Source organism: Nocardia sp. NPDC059764 (genome assembly GCF_042732555.1).
Classification (GTDB): domain Bacteria; phylum Actinomycetota; class Actinomycetes; order Mycobacteriales; family Mycobacteriaceae; genus Nocardia.
The window spans coordinates 1-17,503 of record NZ_JBHWHH010000150.1 but is presented as its reverse complement, the minus strand read 5'-3'; the positions used below and the strand labels follow the sequence as shown (position 1 = coordinate 17,503).

Annotated in this window: 17 protein-coding genes and 1 tRNA gene; 12 read left to right on the top strand and 6 right to left on the bottom strand. The window is 69.1% G+C overall.

Features of this window, described 5'->3' with window-relative positions; all coding sequences use genetic code 11:
* Positions 1-9 precede the first annotated feature (9 nt).
* Positions 10-95 (bottom strand) — tRNA-Leu (locus ACFV4K_RS26975).
* A gap of 260 nt (positions 96-355) precedes the next feature.
* On the opposite strand from ACFV4K_RS26975, the gene ACFV4K_RS26970 reads away from it, so the two are divergent.
* From ACFV4K_RS26970 to pknB, 7 genes are all read left to right on the top strand, one after another.
* Positions 356-1,750: an FhaA domain-containing protein gene (locus ACFV4K_RS26970; RefSeq protein ID WP_379278653.1), complete on the top strand. Its 1,395-nt coding sequence runs from the start codon at positions 356-358 to the stop codon at positions 1,748-1,750.
* Positions 1,751-1,958: 208 nt separating this feature from the next.
* Positions 1,959-2,426, top strand: a complete 468-nt coding sequence (locus tag ACFV4K_RS26965) for an FHA domain-containing protein (protein ID WP_213558686.1) — start codon at positions 1,959-1,961, stop codon at positions 2,424-2,426.
* On the top strand, positions 2,423-3,937 hold the full coding sequence (locus ACFV4K_RS26960; protein ID WP_379278651.1) for a PP2C family protein-serine/threonine phosphatase: 1,515 nt from the start codon (positions 2,423-2,425) through the stop codon (positions 3,935-3,937). The genes ACFV4K_RS26965 and ACFV4K_RS26960 overlap by 4 nt, the downstream gene beginning before the upstream one ends.
* The gene (locus ACFV4K_RS26955; protein WP_379278650.1) at positions 3,937-5,445 is read left to right on the top strand and encodes an FtsW/RodA/SpoVE family cell cycle protein; all 1,509 of its coding nucleotides are present in this window, start codon (positions 3,937-3,939) and stop codon (positions 5,443-5,445) included. Before ACFV4K_RS26960 ends, ACFV4K_RS26955 begins: the two co-directional genes overlap by 1 nt.
* Positions 5,442-6,935 (top strand): peptidoglycan D,D-transpeptidase FtsI family protein, encoded by a 1,494-nt coding sequence (locus ACFV4K_RS26950; RefSeq protein ID WP_379278648.1) that lies wholly within the window; start codon positions 5,442-5,444, stop codon positions 6,933-6,935. The genes ACFV4K_RS26955 and ACFV4K_RS26950 overlap by 4 nt, the downstream gene beginning before the upstream one ends.
* A 34-nt stretch (positions 6,936-6,969) precedes the next feature.
* Complete coding sequence (locus ACFV4K_RS26945; protein WP_379278646.1) at positions 6,970-8,577, top strand: protein kinase; 1,608 nt, start codon at positions 6,970-6,972, stop codon at positions 8,575-8,577.
* Entirely contained in the window at positions 8,574-10,478 is a 1,905-nt protein-coding gene (pknB, locus tag ACFV4K_RS26940; RefSeq protein ID WP_379278645.1) for a Stk1 family PASTA domain-containing Ser/Thr kinase, read from the top strand. Before ACFV4K_RS26945 ends, pknB begins: the two co-directional genes overlap by 4 nt.
* Before the next feature lie 85 nt (positions 10,479-10,563).
* Here pknB and ACFV4K_RS26935 read toward each other — a convergent pair whose 3' ends face one another.
* The 3 genes from ACFV4K_RS26935 to ACFV4K_RS26925 all read right to left on the bottom strand — a co-directional run bounded on the left by ACFV4K_RS26935 (position 10,564) and on the right by ACFV4K_RS26925 (position 12,445).
* Positions 10,564-11,025, bottom strand: coding sequence for a dCMP deaminase (locus ACFV4K_RS26935; RefSeq protein ID WP_379278644.1), 462 nt, complete (start codon positions 11,023-11,025; stop codon positions 10,564-10,566).
* The gene (locus ACFV4K_RS26930; protein ID WP_379278642.1) at positions 11,015-11,698 is read right to left on the bottom strand and encodes a RibD family protein; all 684 of its coding nucleotides are present in this window, start codon (positions 11,696-11,698) and stop codon (positions 11,015-11,017) included. The genes ACFV4K_RS26935 and ACFV4K_RS26930 overlap by 11 nt, the downstream gene beginning before the upstream one ends.
* A 108-nt stretch (positions 11,699-11,806) precedes the next feature.
* The gene (locus tag ACFV4K_RS26925) at positions 11,807-12,445 is read right to left on the bottom strand and encodes an aminodeoxychorismate/anthranilate synthase component II (RefSeq protein ID WP_379278641.1); all 639 of its coding nucleotides are present in this window, start codon (positions 12,443-12,445) and stop codon (positions 11,807-11,809) included.
* A 223-nt stretch (positions 12,446-12,668) separates the two neighbouring features.
* Between ACFV4K_RS26925 and crgA the strand changes: the two genes are divergently transcribed.
* Positions 12,669-12,935 carry a cell division protein CrgA gene (crgA, locus tag ACFV4K_RS26920; protein WP_357088463.1) on the top strand — a complete coding sequence of 89 codons (267 nt, stop codon included), beginning with the start codon at positions 12,669-12,671 and terminating at the stop codon, positions 12,933-12,935.
* Positions 12,936-13,042: 107 nt separating this feature from the next.
* The gene (locus ACFV4K_RS26915; RefSeq protein WP_379278639.1) at positions 13,043-13,486 is read left to right on the top strand and encodes a PH domain-containing protein; all 444 of its coding nucleotides are present in this window, start codon (positions 13,043-13,045) and stop codon (positions 13,484-13,486) included.
* Here ACFV4K_RS26915 and ACFV4K_RS26910 read toward each other — a convergent pair.
* Positions 13,483-14,352, bottom strand: a complete 870-nt coding sequence (locus ACFV4K_RS26910; RefSeq protein ID WP_379278637.1) for a rhomboid family intramembrane serine protease — start codon at positions 14,350-14,352, stop codon at positions 13,483-13,485. The genes ACFV4K_RS26915 and ACFV4K_RS26910 overlap by 4 nt on opposite strands.
* Positions 14,353-14,389: 37 nt before the next feature.
* Entirely contained in the window at positions 14,390-14,917 is a 528-nt protein-coding gene (locus tag ACFV4K_RS26905; protein WP_379278636.1) for a peptidylprolyl isomerase, read from the bottom strand.
* Between the two features lie 141 nt (positions 14,918-15,058).
* Between ACFV4K_RS26905 and ACFV4K_RS26900 the strand changes: the two genes are divergently transcribed.
* The 3 genes from ACFV4K_RS26900 to ACFV4K_RS26890 are packed head-to-tail and all read left to right on the top strand — an operon-like array spanning position 15,059 to position 17,416.
* The gene (locus ACFV4K_RS26900; protein WP_246598244.1) at positions 15,059-15,328 is read left to right on the top strand and encodes a hypothetical protein; all 270 of its coding nucleotides are present in this window, start codon (positions 15,059-15,061) and stop codon (positions 15,326-15,328) included.
* Between the two features lie 15 nt (positions 15,329-15,343).
* Entirely contained in the window at positions 15,344-17,182 is a 1,839-nt protein-coding gene (gene glmS, locus ACFV4K_RS26895) for a glutamine--fructose-6-phosphate transaminase (isomerizing) (RefSeq protein WP_379278635.1), read from the top strand.
* A 54-nt stretch (positions 17,183-17,236) separates the two neighbouring features.
* Entirely contained in the window at positions 17,237-17,416 is a 180-nt protein-coding gene (locus tag ACFV4K_RS26890) for a hypothetical protein (RefSeq protein ID WP_357274929.1), read from the top strand.
* The last annotated feature ends 87 nt before the right edge of the window (positions 17,417-17,503 follow it).

Below are 17,503 nucleotides of genomic sequence, written 5' to 3'. Positions count from 1 at the left end.
CCTTCCTCGTGGTGGGCGAAGGGGGACTTGAACCCCCACGTCCTTACGGACACTGGCACCTGAAGCCAGCGCGTCTGCCATTCCGCCACTCGCCCGAGCGACGAGAAGAACGTATCACGGGGTTTGCGCCAAAACGAAATCGCCTGGTTATCGGGGGTGCGCATGCTTCGCGGCGCAGTGGGTACGCCCCGGGAACCTGGGCTCGCCGCCAAGAGTTACAGGTGTGGACGATCGTGGATATCATGCAAAGACCGTGTCCCTCCGGCGACACGCCATGCCTGCGTGTTGCATTCCGGGACGCTCCACGCACGACTATTGGCAGGTCAGAAACGACACGACCCGGGAAGGAGGGGCGATGGGGTTCGTTTCCCGCTTCGAGCGCCGCCTCCAGGGGGCTGTCGGTGATGTCTTCGCCCGGGCGTTCGGCGGCAGTGTGGTTCCCCAGGAGGTCGAGGCCGCACTGCAGCGTGAGGCCGGCGACCATGTCCAGGATCTGGGCGGGGGACATCTGCTGGCTCCCAACAGCTACGTCATCACCGTCAACGAGTCCGATCTCCGGCAACTCGTGCACGGTGAAGGCCAGCCGGATCAGCAGGTCGCCACGGAGGATTACCAGCTCACCGTGCGTGCGTTCGCCAAACATCTGCAGGACCACATCCGTGAGCAAGGGTGGCAGACCTACGGCGAAGTGCACGTGGAGTTCGAGGCATCCCCTACGCTGCACACCGGACAGTTCAGGACGCGCGGCCGGGTGGATCCGGACGCGGGCAGGCGGGCCAGCCCGTCACCGGGACCTGAACGCCCACAACGACCCAACCCGCAACCAGGAGCTGGCCCCATGACGCAGAACTCAGGCTACGACCCCAGCCGTGAGCCCGCGGAGTCCGATCCGCGGAACCGCGGGTACGCGCCCCCGCCTGCGGGCCGCCCCGGTCAGCAGGGGTACGGCGAGTACGGCTACGGCCAGTCCGAGCAGGGCTACGGCGAGTACCAGAACGGCTACGACTACCAGCAGCAGGGCGGCGGCTACGGCGCCCAGCAGCAGGGTGGCTACGCCGAGCAGGGCTACGGCCAGCAGGGCGGGTACGGCGCGCCCGATCAGGCCTACGGTCAGCAGCAGGGCTATGCCGACCAGCAGGGCTACGGCCAGCAGCAGGGCTACGAGCAGGGCTACGGCGACCAGCAGGGCTACGGCCAGCAGCAGGGTTACGCCGACCCGGGCTACGGGCAGCAGCAGGGCTACGGCCAGCAGGGCTACGAGCAGGGCGGCGGCTACGGCGGCCAGCAGCAGGGCGGGTACGCCGACCAGGGCTACGGCGGCCAGCAGCAGGGTTACGCCGACCAGGGCTACGGGCAGCAGCAGGGCTACGAGCAGGGTTACGGCGACCAGCAGGGCTACGGTCAGCAGGGCTATGACCAGCAGCAGGCGGGTTACGGCGCGGCTCCCGCGCGGGGGGCCTCGGGCTACTCGGCGACGCTGCAGCTGGACGACGGCTCCGGCCGCACCTATCAGCTGCGCGAGGGCAGCAACATCATCGGTCGTGGGCAGGACGCGCACTTCCGGCTGCCGGACACCGGAGTTTCCCGGCGGCACATCGAGGTCCGCTGGGACGGTCAGACCGCGATGCTCTCGGACCTCGGTTCGACCAATGGCACGCTGGTCAACGGGTCTCCTGTCCAGGATTGGCAGCTGGCCGACGGGGATGTCATCCGCGCCGGGCATTCCGAGATCCTGATCCGGATCGTCTGATCCCGTAAGCTCGCGGTGCAGGTCACGATATGACTAGGAATTCCTCGGTCGTATCGTGATCGCAACCGGTCGACGGCCCTATGATGCTGCCATTACTCGCGGCGGACTCTGGCCGCGCTGACACGCAACACACCGGTTGGGGGTCACGGAGCCATACCTCCGTAACTGCCCCGTACCTACGACATGGTCGAACAGGAGGTGGAGCACCGTGCAGGGACTGATCCTGCAATTGACCCGTGCGGGGTTCCTGCTGCTGTTGTGGCTGTTCGTGTGGGCGGTGCTCCGGACCCTGCGCAGCGATATCTACGCGGCTTCCGGCCTTCGGGTCGCGCCTCGGGCCGCAGGCGGTTCCGCGGTGCTCCCATCTTTTCGCCGGGGCCAGAAGGGCGCCAAATATCTCGTGGTGACTCAGGGTTCTCTCGCCGGCACCCGCATCTCACTCGGCCAGCAGCCGGTGCTGATCGGGCGCGCGGACGACTCCACACTGGTCCTCACCGACGACTACGCCTCCACCCGCCACGCGCGACTGTCTCCGCGCGGTGAGGATTGGTACGTCGAGGATCTCGGTTCCACCAACGGGACCTACCTCGACCGGTCGAAGGTCACCACTCCGGTCCGAGTTCCACTCGGCACCCCTGTCCGTGTCGGCAAGACAGTGATCGAGCTGCGATCGTGACACTTGTTCTCCGCTACGCAGCGCGCAGCGACCGTGGTCTCGTCCGAGCCAATAACGAGGACTCCGTCTACGCCGGTGCGCGACTGCTCGCGCTGGCGGACGGCATGGGCGGCCACGCCGCCGGTGAGGTCGCCTCGCAACTGATGATCGCCGCCCTGGCGCATCTGGACGACGACGAGCCCGGCGACGACCTGCTCGGCAAGCTCAATCGTGCCGTGCACGAAGGCAATGCGTCCATCGCCGACCAGGTCGAGGAGGAGCCGGAACTCGACGGCATGGGCACCACGCTCACCGCCATCCTGTTCGCCGGCCGCAAACTCGGCCTCGCCCACATCGGCGACTCCCGCGCCTATCTGCTCCGAGGCGGTGAACTGGCCCAGATCACCCGTGACGACACCTTCGTGCAGTCGCTGGTCGACGAGGGACGAATCACCCCGGAACAGGCCCACACCCATCCGCAGCGCTCGCTGATCATGCGGGCGCTCACCGGCAACGAGATCGACCCCACCCTGGTGGTGCGCGAGGCCCGGGCCGGAGACCGCTACCTGCTGTGCTCGGACGGCCTGTCCGACGTGGTCAGCGACGAGACCATCGCCAACACCCTGCGCGAGGGCACCACCGACGAGGCGGCCGACCGGCTCATCGAATTGGCCTTGCGCAGTGGCGGTCCCGACAACGTGACCGTGGTGGTCGCCGACGTCATCGACCTGGACTACGGCCAGAGCCACCCCATCGTGGCGGGCGCGGCGTCCGGCGAGGACGAGGACACTCCCCCGCCGAACACTGCCGCCGGCCGGGCCGCCGCCATGCGCCCGCCGCGGGCCACCCCGCGCCGCACGGTGGCGCAGCCCGAACCCGAACCACCCAAGAAGAGCCACAAGCTGCGCTGGCTGGCGCTGTCGCTGGCCCTGCTGGTGGCCGTCGGCGCGGGTCTCACCGTGGGCTACAACATGATTCGCAGCAACTACTACGTCGGCGTGGACGGCGAGAAGGTGGTCGTACTGCGCGGCCTGCCCGGTTCGGTGCTCGGCTACTCGATCCGCGATGTGGATCAGGTCGGATGTGTCACGCGCGCCGGTGAATTGACGCTGGCCGCGCCCGGCGACAAGTTCCCCGCCGGTTGTGTCCCGCTGACCCGTGAGGCGCTGCGCCCCAGCGGCCGGGATTCGGTCGACAAGGGCCTGCCGCCGGGCTCGCGCGACGACGCCATCAAGCAGATCCGCATGCTGGTGTCGACCGAGCTGCTGCCGCCCTGCGAGACCAAGGCGCAGGCGCCCAGCACCCCGACCACGACTCCGGCCCCGCCCGCCGACCCGAACCAGCCGGGCGCCTCGGTCACCCCCACCCCCGCCGCACCGACCGCCGTCCCCGGCGGCCTCAGCGGCGGTGAACGGACCGGCGAGAACCACCCGCTGGAGCACAAGTCCGAGCAGCCGAACCCGCCGGCCACCACCGTTCCCACCACCACGGCACCGCAGAACCCGGGGCAGAACTGCAGGACGGCGGACTGATGTCCGCACCGGCACCGCCGTTCACTGGGGCCTTCCCCAGTCCACCCGGCGGATTCGCTCCTGCGCCGCCGCCCGCCACCCGGCGCAATGTCGAGTTGCTGCTGTTGGGGCTGGCGGCCCTCATCACCACCGTGTCCCTGGTGTTGGTGGAGGCCAGTCAGGAGCAGGCGATCACCTGGGAGATCGCCAAGCTCGGTGCCGCGTACCTGGCCCTGTTCGGCGTCGCGCATCTGGCGGTGCGGCGGTTCGCGGCGTTCGCGGATCCGCTCCTACTACCGATCGCGGCGCTGCTGAACGGGTTGGGCCTGGTCGTGATTCACCGCGTGGACCTAGCGCAGGCCCAAGACGCCGCCTTCGCCAACCTGCCCATCCCCTCCCCCGACGCCAACCAGCAGGTGCTGTGGACGGGGTTGGGGATGGTGGTCTTCATGGGGTTGTTGATCGCGCTGCGCGACTACCGCAGCCTGGCCCGCTACTCCTACACGGTGGGCCTGCTCGGGTTGGTCGCGCTCGCGCTGCCCGCGCTGCTGCCGGACCGGTACTCCATGGTGAACGGCGCGAAGATCTGGATCCGGCTGCCCGGCTTCAGCGTTCAGCCCGGCGAGTTCGCCAAGATCGCGCTGATCGTGTTCTTCGCCGGGGTGCTGGTGTCCAAGCGCGACCTGTTCACCGGCGCGGGCAAGCACGTGTTCGGCATGGAGTTGCCGCGCATGCGCGACATGGGACCGATCCTGCTGGTGTGGGTGGTCTCGGTGGGCGTGCTGGTGGTCGAGAAGGATCTGGGCACCTCGCTGCTGATCTTCGCGACCGTGCTGTGCATGCTCTACATCGCGACCGAGCGAGTGGGCTGGGTGGCGGTCGGGCTGGTGCTGCTGACCATCGGATTCGTGTTCGCCTACAACGCGTTCGGGCATGTGCGGGTCCGGGTCTCGACCTGGCTGCACCCGTTCGACGACTACTCCAGCACCGGCTACCAGATCTCGCAGTCGATGTTCGGCCTGGCCACCGGCGGTCTCGCGGGAACCGGTCTGGGCAGCGGGAATCCGTCGAAGGTGCCGTTCGCGAAGACCGACTTCATCATCGCCGCCATCGGTGAGGAGCTCGGCCTGATCGGCCTGGCGGTGATCCTCATGCTGTTCTGCATCCTGTCGGTGCGCGGCATCCGCACCGCGCTGGCCATCCGCGACAGCTTCGGCAAGTTGCTCGCGTCGGGGCTGGCCTTCACCATTGCCATCCAGGTGTTCGTCGTGGTCGGCGGAGTCACCAAGCTGATTCCGCTGACCGGGTTGACCACCCCGTTCATGTCGTACGGCGGTTCGTCGCTGCTGGCGAACTACGTCCTGCTGGGAGTGCTGATCAAGATTTCCGACGCCGCCCGCCGCCCGGCGCCCGCCCGCAAGCGGGCCGAGCCGATCGCGGACGCGTCGACACAGATGCTGCGCAAGGTCGAATCGGATACAGCCCGGGTGAACCCGCCGGTTCGCAAGGTCGAGGGGGGTGCCGGGTGAACACGCCTCTGCGCCGGGTGGCGCTGGCGGTGATGGCGATGATCGTCGCGCTGCTGATCAACGCCACCTACGTGCAGGTCCAGATCGGCCCGATCGGCAAGGCCGACAGCCTGCGCAATGATCCGCGCAACGATCGGGTGCTGCTCGACGAGTACGCCCGCCAGCGCGGCCAGATCTCCGCGGCCGGAACGGTGCTCGCGAGTTCGGTCGCCACCGACGACCGCTACAAGTACCTGCGCACCTATCCGACCGATCCGATGGCCTACGCGCCGGTGACCGGCTTCTACTCGCTGCAGAACGGCAACAACGGACTCGAGCACACCGAGGACTCGGTGCTCAACGGTTCGGACAACCAGCTGTTCGGACGGCGGCTCATCGACCTCATCTCGGGCCGGGATCCGCGCGGCGGCAATGTGGTGACCACGATCAACCCGCTCATGCAGAAGGTCGCCTACGAGCAGCTGACCGCGAAGAAGCTGACCGGTTCGGTGGTGGCGATCGAGCCGAGCACCGGGCGCATCCTGACCATGGTGTCCACGCCGTCCTACGACCCGAACACCCTCGCCGGGCACGACGCCGGCCGGGTCGAGGACACCTACAAGCAGCTGGACAAGGACACCGGCAAGCCGCTGATCAATCGCGCCGTGTCCACCACCTACCCGCCGGGTTCGACGTTCAAGGTGGTGGTCACCGCGGCCGCGCTGTCCAACGGCATCGCGAAGCCGGAGGACCAGTTCACCGCCGCGCCGCGGATCACCCTGCCCGGCACCCAGACCACGCTGGAGAACTACAACGGCAGCCACTGCGGTCCCGGCGACAGCCAAACCGCTTCGCTGACAGAGGCTTTCAAGTACTCGTGTAACACGGCTTTCGTGGAACTCGGTATCAAGGTGGGGACCGCGAAACTCAAGGACGAGGCGAGCGCGTTCGGGATCGGCAAGGATCTGCACAACAGCATCCCGATCCCGTGGACCGACAGCACCGTGGGCGACATTCCCGACAACGCGGCGCTGGGCCAGAGCAGCATCGGACAGCGCGATGTGGCCCTGACCCCCTTGGACAACGTGGTCATCGCGGCCACCATCGCCAACGGCGGCGTGCGGATGAAGCCCTACCTGGTCGACCAGTTGCAGGCGCCGGACCTCAGCACCCTGAGCACCACCAAGCCGACCTCGGTGGGCCAGGCGGTCACCCCGCAGGTGGCCACCCAGATCACCAATCTGATGATCGAGTCGGAGAAGAACACGCAGGGAGGGACGCAGCCGCGCCCGTATCAGATCGCGTCGAAGACCGGAACGGCCGAGCACGGCTCGGATCCGCGCAACACCCCGCCGCACGCCTGGTACATGGCGTTCGCACCGGCGCAGAACCCGAAGATCGCCATCGCGGTGATCGTCGAGAACGGCGGCGACCGGGCCCTGGCCGCGACCGGCGGCTCGGTGGCCGCACCGATCGCGCGGGCCGTGCTGGACGCCGGGCTGGGGGGCTGAGAGACATGAGAGTGCAAGGTAGACAGGGTCACGAATGCTGAACAACGGTGCGTTGATCGCGGACCGGTACCGGCTGCAGCGGCTGATCGCCACCGGCGGCATGGGCCAGGTCTGGGAAGCTCTGGACACCCGGCTGGACCGCCGGGTCGCAGTGAAGGTGCTCAAGGCGGAGTTCTCCACCGACCCCACCTTCCGGCAGCGCTTCCGTACCGAGGCGCGGACCACCGCGCAGCTGAATCACCCGGGCATCGCGAGCATTTACGACTACGGCGAGACGCAGGATCCGTCCGGCGGCGAGATCGCCTATCTGGTCATGGAATTCGTGCAGGGCGAGCCGCTCAACGCGGTGCTGTCCCGGCTGAACCGGCTCTCGGTGGCCCAGGGCCTCGACATGCTCGAGCAGACCGGGCGGGCGCTGCAGGTGGCGCACCTCGCGGGTGTCGTGCACCGGGACGTGAAGCCCGGCAACATCCTCGTGACGCCGACCGGTCAGGTGAAGATCACCGACTTCGGCATCGCCAAGGCCGTCGACGCCTCCCCGGTCACCAAGACCGGCATGGTGATGGGCACCGCCCAGTACATCGCGCCGGAACAGGCCACCGGTGAGGACGCCACCGCCGCCTCGGACGTGTACTCGCTGGGCGTGGTCGGCTACGAGGCGCTCGCGGGCGCGCGGCCGTTCACCGGCGACGGCGCGCTGACCGTCGCCATGAAGCATGTGCGGGAGGCCCCGCCGCCGCTGCCCGCCGACCTGCCGCCGAACGTGCGGGAGCTCATCGAGATCACCATGGCCAAGGAACCGGGCCAGCGCTACGCCAATGGCGGCGAGTTCGCCGACGCGGTGTCCGCGGTGCGTTCGGGCCGCCGGCCCACGCCGCCCGGCGGGCTGCCGTCCGCGGCCATGACCGGCGCCACCCGGGTGCTGCCGCCCGGACCGACCATGATCATCCCGGGCGCGCGGGCCGACCAGGCCACCGCCCGCTACGCCCCGCCGACGCAACAGCCGATGCGCGGGCCCATGGAACCGCCCGCCGCCCAGACCACCGTCATGTCCGGACCCCGCACCCCGGTCGGTCCGATGACGGTCCCCGGCGTGGAGGGCGCCGGCTCGGGTCGATTCACCAACGGCCAGAAGGTCGTCGCCGGACTGGGAGTGGGTGCGCTGATCCTCGGCGCGGCCGCCGCCATCATCCTGATGAGCAGCTCCTCGCACGAGACCACGCCGCCCGCCCGCACCAGCGCGGTGGTCGCGCCACCGGTGATCACCCCGACCACCACCACGGCCCCGCCGACCACCACCACCCGGGAACGGCCGGTGCCGCCGCCGGTGGTGACCACCGTCGAGCCGCCGCCGACCACCACGGTCGAGCCGACCACCACCCCGCCGCCGGTCACCACGACGACGCCGCCCAAGACCACCCCGCCGGTCACCACCACCCCGGCGAAACCCACGACCACCAAGCCCGACCGGTGGCCGTGGCCGGGCCAGGGCGGGGGCGACCTACCATCATTGCCAGTGACTCCCGGCGCGAATTCCGGCGGCGTGAATTCCGGCGGAGCGGTGAGTCCCGGCAGTAACCGCAGTCCGGTGTACGCACAGGACCCCAATTCATCCTCAGTCGCGCAGCAAGGATTGCCATGACGACCCCGAAGAACCTCTCCTCCCGCTACGAGCTGGGCGAGATCATCGGGTTCGGTGGCATGTCCGAGGTCCACAAGGCCCGGGATCTGCGGCTGGGCCGGGATGTGGCGATCAAGGTGCTGCGCGCCGACCTGGCCCGCGACCCCACGTTCTACCTGCGCTTCAAGCGTGAGGCGCAGAACGCGGCCGCCCTCAACCATCCGGCCATCGTCGCGGTGTACGACACCGGCGAGGCCGAGATCGACGGCGGGCCGCTGCCCTACATCGTGATGGAGTACGTCGACGGCGACACCCTGCGCGACATCGTGCGCGGCAAGGGACCGCTGCCGCCGCGGCGCGCGATGGAGGTCATCGCCGACGTGTGCGCGGCGCTGGACTTCTCGCATCGCAACGGCATCGTGCACCGGGACATGAAGCCCGCCAACATCATGATCAACCGGGCCGGCGCGGTGAAGGTGATGGACTTCGGCATCGCCCGCGCCATCGCCGACAGCTCCAACCCCATGACCCAGACGGCCGCCGTCATCGGCACCGCCCAGTACCTCTCCCCTGAGCAGGCCCGCGGCGAACAGGTGGACGCGCGGTCGGACGTGTACTCGGTGGGCTGCGTGCTCTACGAGATCCTCACCGGCGAACCGCCTTTCACCGGCGATTCCCCGGTCGCGGTCGCCTACCAGCACGTCCGGGAGGATCCGCGGCTGCCGTCGCAGGTGCATCCCGGGGTGCCGCGCGAGCTGGACTCGGTGATCCTCAAGGCGATGAGCAAGAACCCGGCCAACCGGTATCAGACCGCGGCCGAGATGCGCGCCGACCTGATCCGGGTGCTGGGCGGGCAGAAGCCCACCGCCCCCATGGTCATGACCGACGAGGACCGCACCGGGTTCCTCGACGACGACCTGCCGCCGCCGCGCAGCTACCGCACCGTCGAACGCCGCGACGACACCACCGAACAGGAGATCGTCGACGCCAACCCGCGTCGGCGCACCGCGCTCATCGGCATCCTCGGGGTGGCCGCGGTCGCGGTGGTCGGCATCCTGCTGTGGATGCTGGTCGGCCCGGGGTCACGGGCCGATCAGGTCACCGTGCCCGACGTCGCCAACCAGAACTACCAACTGGCGCAACGCGATCTGGAGAAGGCCGGTTTCACGGTCGCCATCCAGCAGAAGAACGACCCGAAGGTGGCATTGAACAATGTCATCGCCACCCAGCCGCTGGGCGGATCGCGGGTCGGCAAGGGCAGCACCATCACCCTGCAGGTGTCCGCGGGACCGCAGCAGGTGACGGTGCCGAAGCTGGCCGGGCTCACCCGGCAGCAGGCCGAGCAGACCCTGAATTCGCAAGGGCTGCGGATGAATCCCGACGTGAAGCGGGAGGCCTCCAGCGCCGACGACAAGGACAAGGTCGTCTCGTCGACCCCGGACGCCGGCCAGAAGGTCGACTCCGACGGACAGGTCACCATCACCCTCGGTTCGGGTCCGGACAAGGTGGTCGTCCCCAATGTGGTCGGGCAGTCGATCGAGGTCGCGCAGTCCACGCTGGGCGACACCGCGCTGTTCAAGGTCGTGGTCCAGGAGGTGCCGAACAACCAGCCCAAGGGCACGGTCATCGCCACCAACCCGTCCGCGGGCACCCAGGCCGACAAGGGCTCCACGGTGACCGTGCAGGTGTCGAGCGGCGAGCAGATCACCATGCCCGACCTGCGCGGCCTCACCCCGGCGCAGGCCGTGGACATGCTGCGCAAGAGCGGCTGGAACGGGCAGGTCAGCCAGAACACCATGAGCACGCTGAACGCGGGCGAGGTCGGGCGGATCCTGGCCCAGCAGCCGACCGCGGGCTCGTCGCTGGGCAAGTCCCAGACGGTGACCATCACGACCGGGGTGCTGTCGCTCGGCCCGCCGTGATTCGGATTCCATTGTGAGAACAGGGGTTCGCGGACGATCCGCGAACCCTTGTCTTGTTTCATGTGAAACCTCGCGCGGGCGAAACCTACAGCCGCAGATGCCGGTTCATCGACATGGCCTCCTCGGCCAGATCGGGCAGCTCGACCACCTCGACGCCGTGCTCGCGCAGCCGCTCCACCCCGACGCAGTTGTCCACGAAGGTGCCGGGTTCCCGCCAGGCGATCACCACGCGCCGGATCCCGGCCCGCAGAATCCGATCCGTGCAGGGCAGCCGATCCTGGCTCGCGCGCTGCGAACACGGCTCGAGGGTGCTGTACAGGGTGGCGTGCCGCAGCCGCGGATCGTCCGCGGCCAGCTTGTTCAGCGCCGACTCCTCGGCGTGCACCTTGTCGTCGGTGTCCCGCGACCACCCGTGCTCGATCTCCACGCCGTCCGCGCCCACGATCACCGCGCCCACCGCGAACGCGGTGTCGCTGTGCGGGCACAACCGCGCCAGGCCGATGGCGTGCCGCATCCAGCCGCGATCCAGCCGTGCCTCATCCGACATCGGAATCCTCCTTCGGCAGGTAGTGCAGCAGGGCGATATCCCCGATCCGGGCCACATCGGCCAGCTGCATGCGGTGACCGGTCCCGCCCGGGAAGGCGGCGGGTCCGAGGAAGCGCGGGGCGGCCGGATCGCCGACCACCAAGGGCGCCACGGCCATCCAGATCTCGTCGACCAATCCGGCGGACAGGAAGGCGGTGTGGATGGATCCGCCGCCCTCGACCATCAGGCCCTCGACACCACGTTTACCCAGGTCATCGAGAAGGGCCGCGAAATCGATCGCCGCGCCCAGAGATACCACCTCGGCCAGACCGGCGAGCCGGTCGCCGAGGCGGGCGGCCCCGGAATCGGTGGTGTAGACCAGTCTTTCGCCGCCGCTCTGCCAGAACCGCAGTTCCGGGTCGAGCTCGCCGCGCGCGGTGACGATCACCCGGACCGGATAGTCGCGTTTGCCCGCGGCGACCCGCTGCAGGCGGCGGTCCGAACTGTTCACGAGCAGCCGGGGATTGTCGCGGCGCAGGGTCTCCGCGCCGATCAGGATGGCGTCGGATTCGGCGCGCAGGGCGTCGACCCGATCGAAATCGGCGGCGTTGGACAGCAACAGGCGGTCCGGGCTCGCGTCGTCGATGTAGCCGTCGATGCTGACGGCCACCGACAGCATGACCCGCGGCCTCACGCCGCGTCGCCGTTCATGAGGCTGTCTCCATGTGGCACGAGCGGGGGGCCTGCGTGGTTACGCAGGCAAGCGCTGAGAGGAGGAGCGACGCCCCCGGCCCCTGACCGCTCATGCCAGGGCCGCGACCTCCGCCTCCAAGGTCTGCACCAGCCCCTCCGCCGGCCGCTCGCCGCACACGCCCAGCCAGTTGGCGAGCATGCGGTGCCCGCCCTGGGTGAGCACGGATTCGGGGTGGAACTGCACACCGTGGATGGGCAGATCGCGATGCCGCAGGGCCATGACGATGCCGGATTCGGTGCGGCCCAGCACCTCCAGCTCCGGCGGCATGGTTTCCTCGAGGACGGTCAGGGAGTGGTAGCGGGTGGCGGTGAAGGGATCCGGTAGCCCGGTCAGCACGCCCGCGCCGATGTGGAAGACGCTGCTGGTCTTGCCGTGCAGCAGTTCGGGGGCGCGGGTCACGGTGGCGCCGAAGGCTTCTCCGATGGCCTGGTGTCCCAGGCACACGCCGAGCAACGGGGTGGCGTGCTTCGCGGCGGCGTGCACCAGCGGGATGGAGGCGCCGGCGCGGTCGGGGGTGCCGGGCCCGGGGCTGATCAGCACGCCGTCGAAGTCCTGCACAACCTTGTCCGCATCCGCGAGCTGCGGGTCGTCATTGCGCCAGACCTCGGCGTCCACACCCAGCTGTCCGAGATACTGAACCAGGTTGAACACGAAGCTGTCGTAGTTGTCGACGACCAGTACACGCATGATTCGAGAGTAGTGGCTGGCGACTCGCCCGTCGCGAGCAATACCTAGTATGGAGATACCACCGCGAGCGTATGCGGACGTGACAACTGGTTTCGCAACGGTCGGGGTAACTCCTGGGGTACTCCCAGAATCGCGTCGGCACCCAACCGCCGGGCCGCATGCGAGAATGTCGACGGCACTCAGCCGTGCGCTGAAGTCACGGAGAGGCGGAGCAGAGGACGTCATGCCGAAGTCTAAGGTCCGGAAGAAGACCGATTACACGATCAACCCGGCCAGCCGCACCCCGGTGCGGGTGAAGACGGCTGGTCCGTCGCCGGTCTGGTACGTCTCCATCATGCTGGGCTTCATGCTCGCCGGTCTGGTGTGGCTGCTCGTCTACTACCTGGCCAACGAGCAGATCCACTGGATGAGCGACCTGGGCGCGTGGAACTTCCTGATCGGATTCGGCCTGATGGTGGTCGGTCTGATCATGACCATGCGCTGGCGCTGAATGCCCCGCACGGGTGGCCCGCTCCCCCGGGAATGTGGCTTACACCATTGTCATTCATGCACACCTGTGGATGAGCCTGTGGACAACTCGAGGAAAGAGTGGGGACAGTGACCGCCACCGGCCCCGACTCCCGACTGTCCTGGTCCACACCCCCGGCCGCGCTCGTGGCCTGCGGCATCGGCGGCCTGGTGCTGGCCATGGCCGCGATCGTGTCGACGGACGGCCCCGGCCGCCTGCTCATCGGTGTGGCCGCGGTGGGACTGCTCGGCCTGACCGCCCTGGGCGTGCGGCAACGGCCGCGGCTCGCGGTCGAACCCGGCGCCCCTGTGCATATCGTGGTGCGCGGCCTGACCGGGCCGCAGCGCTACACGCCCGAGCAGATCCTGCGGGTCCGGGTTGTGTACTACCGGCGGCTGGGCCGTCGGATGCCCATGCTGGAGATGGATGTGGACAACTCCGGTGAGGAACGGCTGCTGATCTTCGGCCGCTGGGATCTGGGCGCGCGCCCCGAGGATGTCCTCGAGGTGCTGCGCGCGCATCTGTCGCGTTAGAGGGTGGGCGCGGCCAGCACGGTGACCAGCACCGCGGCCAGCGCCACCGCCGCGACCGCCGCCCAGCCGACGGTGAGCGCCTTACTGGCGTCCCGGATTCCGATCCAGCGCGGCAGATACAGGATTCCCGTGGTGGCGAGCGTGCCCGCGAGCAGCCCGCCCAGGTGCCCCCACACCGAGATGCCGGGCACCGAGAAGGTGATCACCAGGTTGATCCCCAGCAGCACCGCGATCTGGGTGAGGTTCTGGCGGATGCGCAGCATGATCACCGCGACCGTGCCGAAGATCCCGAAGATCGCGCCCGAGGCGCCCGCGGTGGGGGTCAGGGGCCCCGACAGCGCCGTGATCGCGGCCGAACCGCCCAGCAGGGACGTGAAGTAGACCGCCACGAAGCGGGCCCGGCCCAGCGCCACCTCGCAGTACGGGCCCAGCACGTAGAGCGCGAACATATTGGCCAGCAGGTGGATCGGCCCGTAGTGCAGGAAGCCCGAGCCGAGCACCCGCGCCCAGCCGCCGTCGTAGCCGACGAAGCCCGGCACCAGCACCCAGTCGTAGAACAGCCGGGAACGCTGGTTGTCCATCAGGCTGTGCGCCTGCAGCGCGGTGACCGCGAAGACGATCACATTGACGGCGATCAGCGTGTAGGTGACGTACGGCTGCGAGATCCGCGACAGCGTCGTCCCGGCCGCGTTGCGGACCGGTCGGACATCGTCGCGGCCCTGCTGGACGCATTCCACGCAGTGCTGCCCGACCGCGGCCGCGGTCAGGCATTGGGGGCAGGCCGGACGCCCGCACCGGGTGCAGGCCAGACCGGTGGGCCGGTCGGGGTGGCGGTAGCAGGCCGGGGCGGGCGGCTGGGGCTGCATGGGAAGTCCTCTTCGAAGGCCGTTCGAGGGCCGTTTCTCAGGCGATGGTGATGCTGTTGATCACCACGTCGTCCTTGGGGCGGTCGCCGCGGTCGGTGGGGACGGTGGCGATGGCGTCGACCACCTTGCGGGAATCGGGGTCCAGGACCTCGCCGAAGATGGTGTGGCGGCGGTTGAGGTGCGGCTGCGCGCCCACCGTGATGAAGAACTGGGAGCCGTTGGTGCCGGGCCCGGCATTGGCCATGGCGAGCAGGTAGCCGCGATCGAAGCGGAGTTCCGGATGGAATTCGTCCTTGAACTCGTAGCCGGGGCCGCCGCGGCCGGTGCCGGTGGGGTCCCCGCCCTGGATCATGAAGCCGTCGATCACCCGGTGGAAGATCGAGCCGTCGTAGAACGGCCCGGAGTCGGTGCCCGCGGCGTTCTTGGTGCTGTACGCCTTGGAGCCGTCGGCCAGGCCGACGAAATTGCGGACGGTGGCGGGGGCGTGGTTACCGAAGAGCGAGATCTTGATGTCGCCGTGGTTCGTGTGCAACGTCGCCACTGCGGTCTGATTCGGTGAGGTCACGCCGCCAGGATAGGTGCAGCGCGCTCGGCCGCGCCGAAGCGGCACACGCGAAGCCCCCGAATCCGCCGCGAGATGTGATTCCCTGCCCGGATTCGGGCACAGAAGTGGCGGAAACGGTCCCGGCATGGCATGTTCGGTCGAGTGAATGACGGGGATCCGGTCGATCTGGTCCGCCATGTGGCGGCCTCCACCGGCCTGCCGCCCGCCGTCGCGGCCCGTGTGGTCGCCGATGTCGTCGGATACTTCGACGAGACCGCCGAGCAGTTCGTGCGCCGCAGACATGCCGAATTGCAGAGCCGTCAGGTCCGCAACGCCGAGATCTGGCAGCGCCTGGCGGCCGAGCTCGCGCAGCGCCGGGTCGCCGCCCCCGACTTCACCGAACGGCAACTGCGTCGCATCGTCTACGGGTGAGGAGTCCGTCGCTCAATGTGTGGAATCGTCGGTTATATCGGGCATCGTGAGGCCGTCCCGGTCCTGCTGGAGGGCCTGCACCGGCTCGAGTACCGGGGCTACGACTCCGCGGGCCTGGCCGTGCCGCACCGAGGCCGCCTGCGGGTCACCAAGACCCAGGGCCGGGTCCAGGACCTGCGCAACAAGGCCGACGCCGAGGCCGCCCGGCTGCGCGGCAATGTGGGCATCGCCCACACCCGCTGGGCCACCCACGGCGAACCGTCCGACGCCAACGCGCACCCGCACACCGACGGCTCCGGCCGGATCGCGGTCGTGCACAACGGCATCGTCGAGAACGCCGAGGTGCTGCGCGCCGCGCTGACGGCCGAGGGCGTGGAATTCGTCTCCGACACCGACACCGAGGCCATCGCGCACCTGGTGGCCGCCGCGCTGGAAGGCGCCGAGACCCTGGAGGACGCGGTCCGCACCGCCATGCGCCGGGTCGAGGGCACCTACGGTCTGCTGGTGCTGGACGCCCGCCGCCCCGACGAACTGGTGGTCGCCCGCAACGGCTCCCCCATCGTGCTCGGCGTCGGCGACGGCGAGATGTTCGTGGCCTCCGATGTGGCCGCCCTGGTGCACCACACGCAGCGCGTGGTGTTCCTCGACGACGGCGAGCTGGCCACCGTGCGCGCCGACGAATTCCGCACCAGCACACTGGGTCTCGAGGCCCGGCGCACCGACAAGATCCCCACCACCATCGATATGGCGGCCGAGGACTACGCGCTGGGCGGGTACCCCGACTTCATGCGCAAGGAGATGGCCGAACAGCCCGACGCCGTCCGCCGGGCGCTGCGCGGCCGCCTCGACGAGCGTTTCGCCACCGCCCACCTGGGCGGCCTCAATATGGACGCGCGCGAGCTGCGCGGCATCAGCAAGGTGGTGTTCCTGGGCTGCGGCTCCGCCTATTACGCGGGTCAGCTGGGCGCGCAGCTGGTCGAGGAGCTGGCCCGGATCCCGGCCGTCGCCGAGCCCGCCTCGGAGTTCCGCTACCGCAATCCGGTGGTGGACCCGGACGCGCTGTACGTGGCGATCAGCCAGTCCGGCGAGACCCTGGATACCCTTGCCGCCGTTCAGGAATTGCAGCGCAAGGGCGGCCGCGTCATCGGCGCGGTGAACGTGGTCGGCAGCGCCATCGCGCGGGAGTGCGGTGCGGGTGTGTTCCTGCACGCGGGCCCGGAGGTCTCGGTGGCCTCGACCAAGGCGCTCACCAATATGACCGTGTCCTTCGCCATGCTGGGCCTGCTGCTGGGCCGGGTGCGGGACCTGTCGGCCGCGGCGGGCGAGCGCATCGTGTCCGGGCTGCGCGCGCTGCCCGACGCCATCGACGCCGTGCTGGCCGAGGAGGAGACGGTCGCCGATATCGCGTCCCGATTCGCCAAGGCGCGCAGCATGTTCTTCATCGGCCGCGTCCGCGCCTGGCCGGTGGCGCGCGAGGGCGCGCAGAAGCTGAAGGAGATCTCCTACATCCATGCCGAGGCGTACCAGGGTTCCGAACTCAAGCACGGGCCGCTGGCGCTGATCGACCCGGAGATGCCCTCCATCGTGCTGGTGCCCGGCGACGAGCTGCTGGCCAAGAACATCACCACCATCGAGCAGATCAAGGCGCGTGGCGGCCCGGTCATCGCGGTCACCAACACCGATCTGCCGGACGGCCTGGCGGATTCGGTGATCCGGGTTCCGGCGGTGTGCCCGGAACTGGACCCGATCATCCTCACGATTCCGTTGCAGTTGCTGGCCTATCACACGGCCATGGCGCTGGGCCGGGACGTGGACAAGCCGCGCAACCTGGCCAAGAGCGTTACCGTCGAGTAACCGATCGGCGGCCCCGTCCGTGCACGAATTGTCTTGCTGTGCCAGCATGGTCGGATGGAGCTGGGGAGCGTTCGTAACAAGGTCATCGTGGCCGCACTCGTCGCGATCGCGGGCGGTGTCGTCGCGTTCTTCGTGAACAAGCGTCCGCAACCGGAGGCGCCGGCCGCCGAACCACCGCGTCTGGGCTACTCGCGCAACGGTTCGGCGCCCTCGCCGGACCTCGTCAACCACTGAAGCGCTCGGTTGCTAGCCGCCTTAGTGAGCGCCTCACACACCGCTTGGAAGGGTAAAGGGCGCGCCCGCAGAAAATAGCCCAGGACA

Bases quoted from the DNA above. Each gene is read 5' to 3' on its own strand.
- pknB (WP_379278645.1), top strand. From the start codon at position 8,574: ATGACGACCCCGAAGAACCTCTCCTCCCGCTACGAGCTGGGCGAGATC.
- glmS (WP_379278635.1), top strand. From the start codon at position 15,344: ATGTGTGGAATCGTCGGTTATATCGGGCATCGTGAGGCCGTCCCGGTC.
- ACFV4K_RS26935 (WP_379278644.1), bottom strand. From the start codon at position 11,025: ATGTCGGATGAGGCACGGCTGGATCGCGGCTGGATGCGGCACGCCATC.
- ACFV4K_RS26945 (WP_379278646.1), top strand. From the start codon at position 6,970: ATGCTGAACAACGGTGCGTTGATCGCGGACCGGTACCGGCTGCAGCGG.
- ACFV4K_RS26890 (WP_357274929.1), top strand. From the start codon at position 17,237: ATGGAGCTGGGGAGCGTTCGTAACAAGGTCATCGTGGCCGCACTCGTC.
- ACFV4K_RS26955 (WP_379278650.1), top strand. From the start codon at position 3,937: ATGTCCGCACCGGCACCGCCGTTCACTGGGGCCTTCCCCAGTCCACCC.
- ACFV4K_RS26970 (WP_379278653.1), top strand. From the start codon at position 356: ATGGGGTTCGTTTCCCGCTTCGAGCGCCGCCTCCAGGGGGCTGTCGGT.
- ACFV4K_RS26925 (WP_379278641.1), bottom strand. From the start codon at position 12,445: ATGCGTGTACTGGTCGTCGACAACTACGACAGCTTCGTGTTCAACCTG.
- crgA (WP_357088463.1), top strand. From the start codon at position 12,669: ATGCCGAAGTCTAAGGTCCGGAAGAAGACCGATTACACGATCAACCCG.
- ACFV4K_RS26910 (WP_379278637.1), bottom strand. From the start codon at position 14,352: ATGCAGCCCCAGCCGCCCGCCCCGGCCTGCTACCGCCACCCCGACCGG.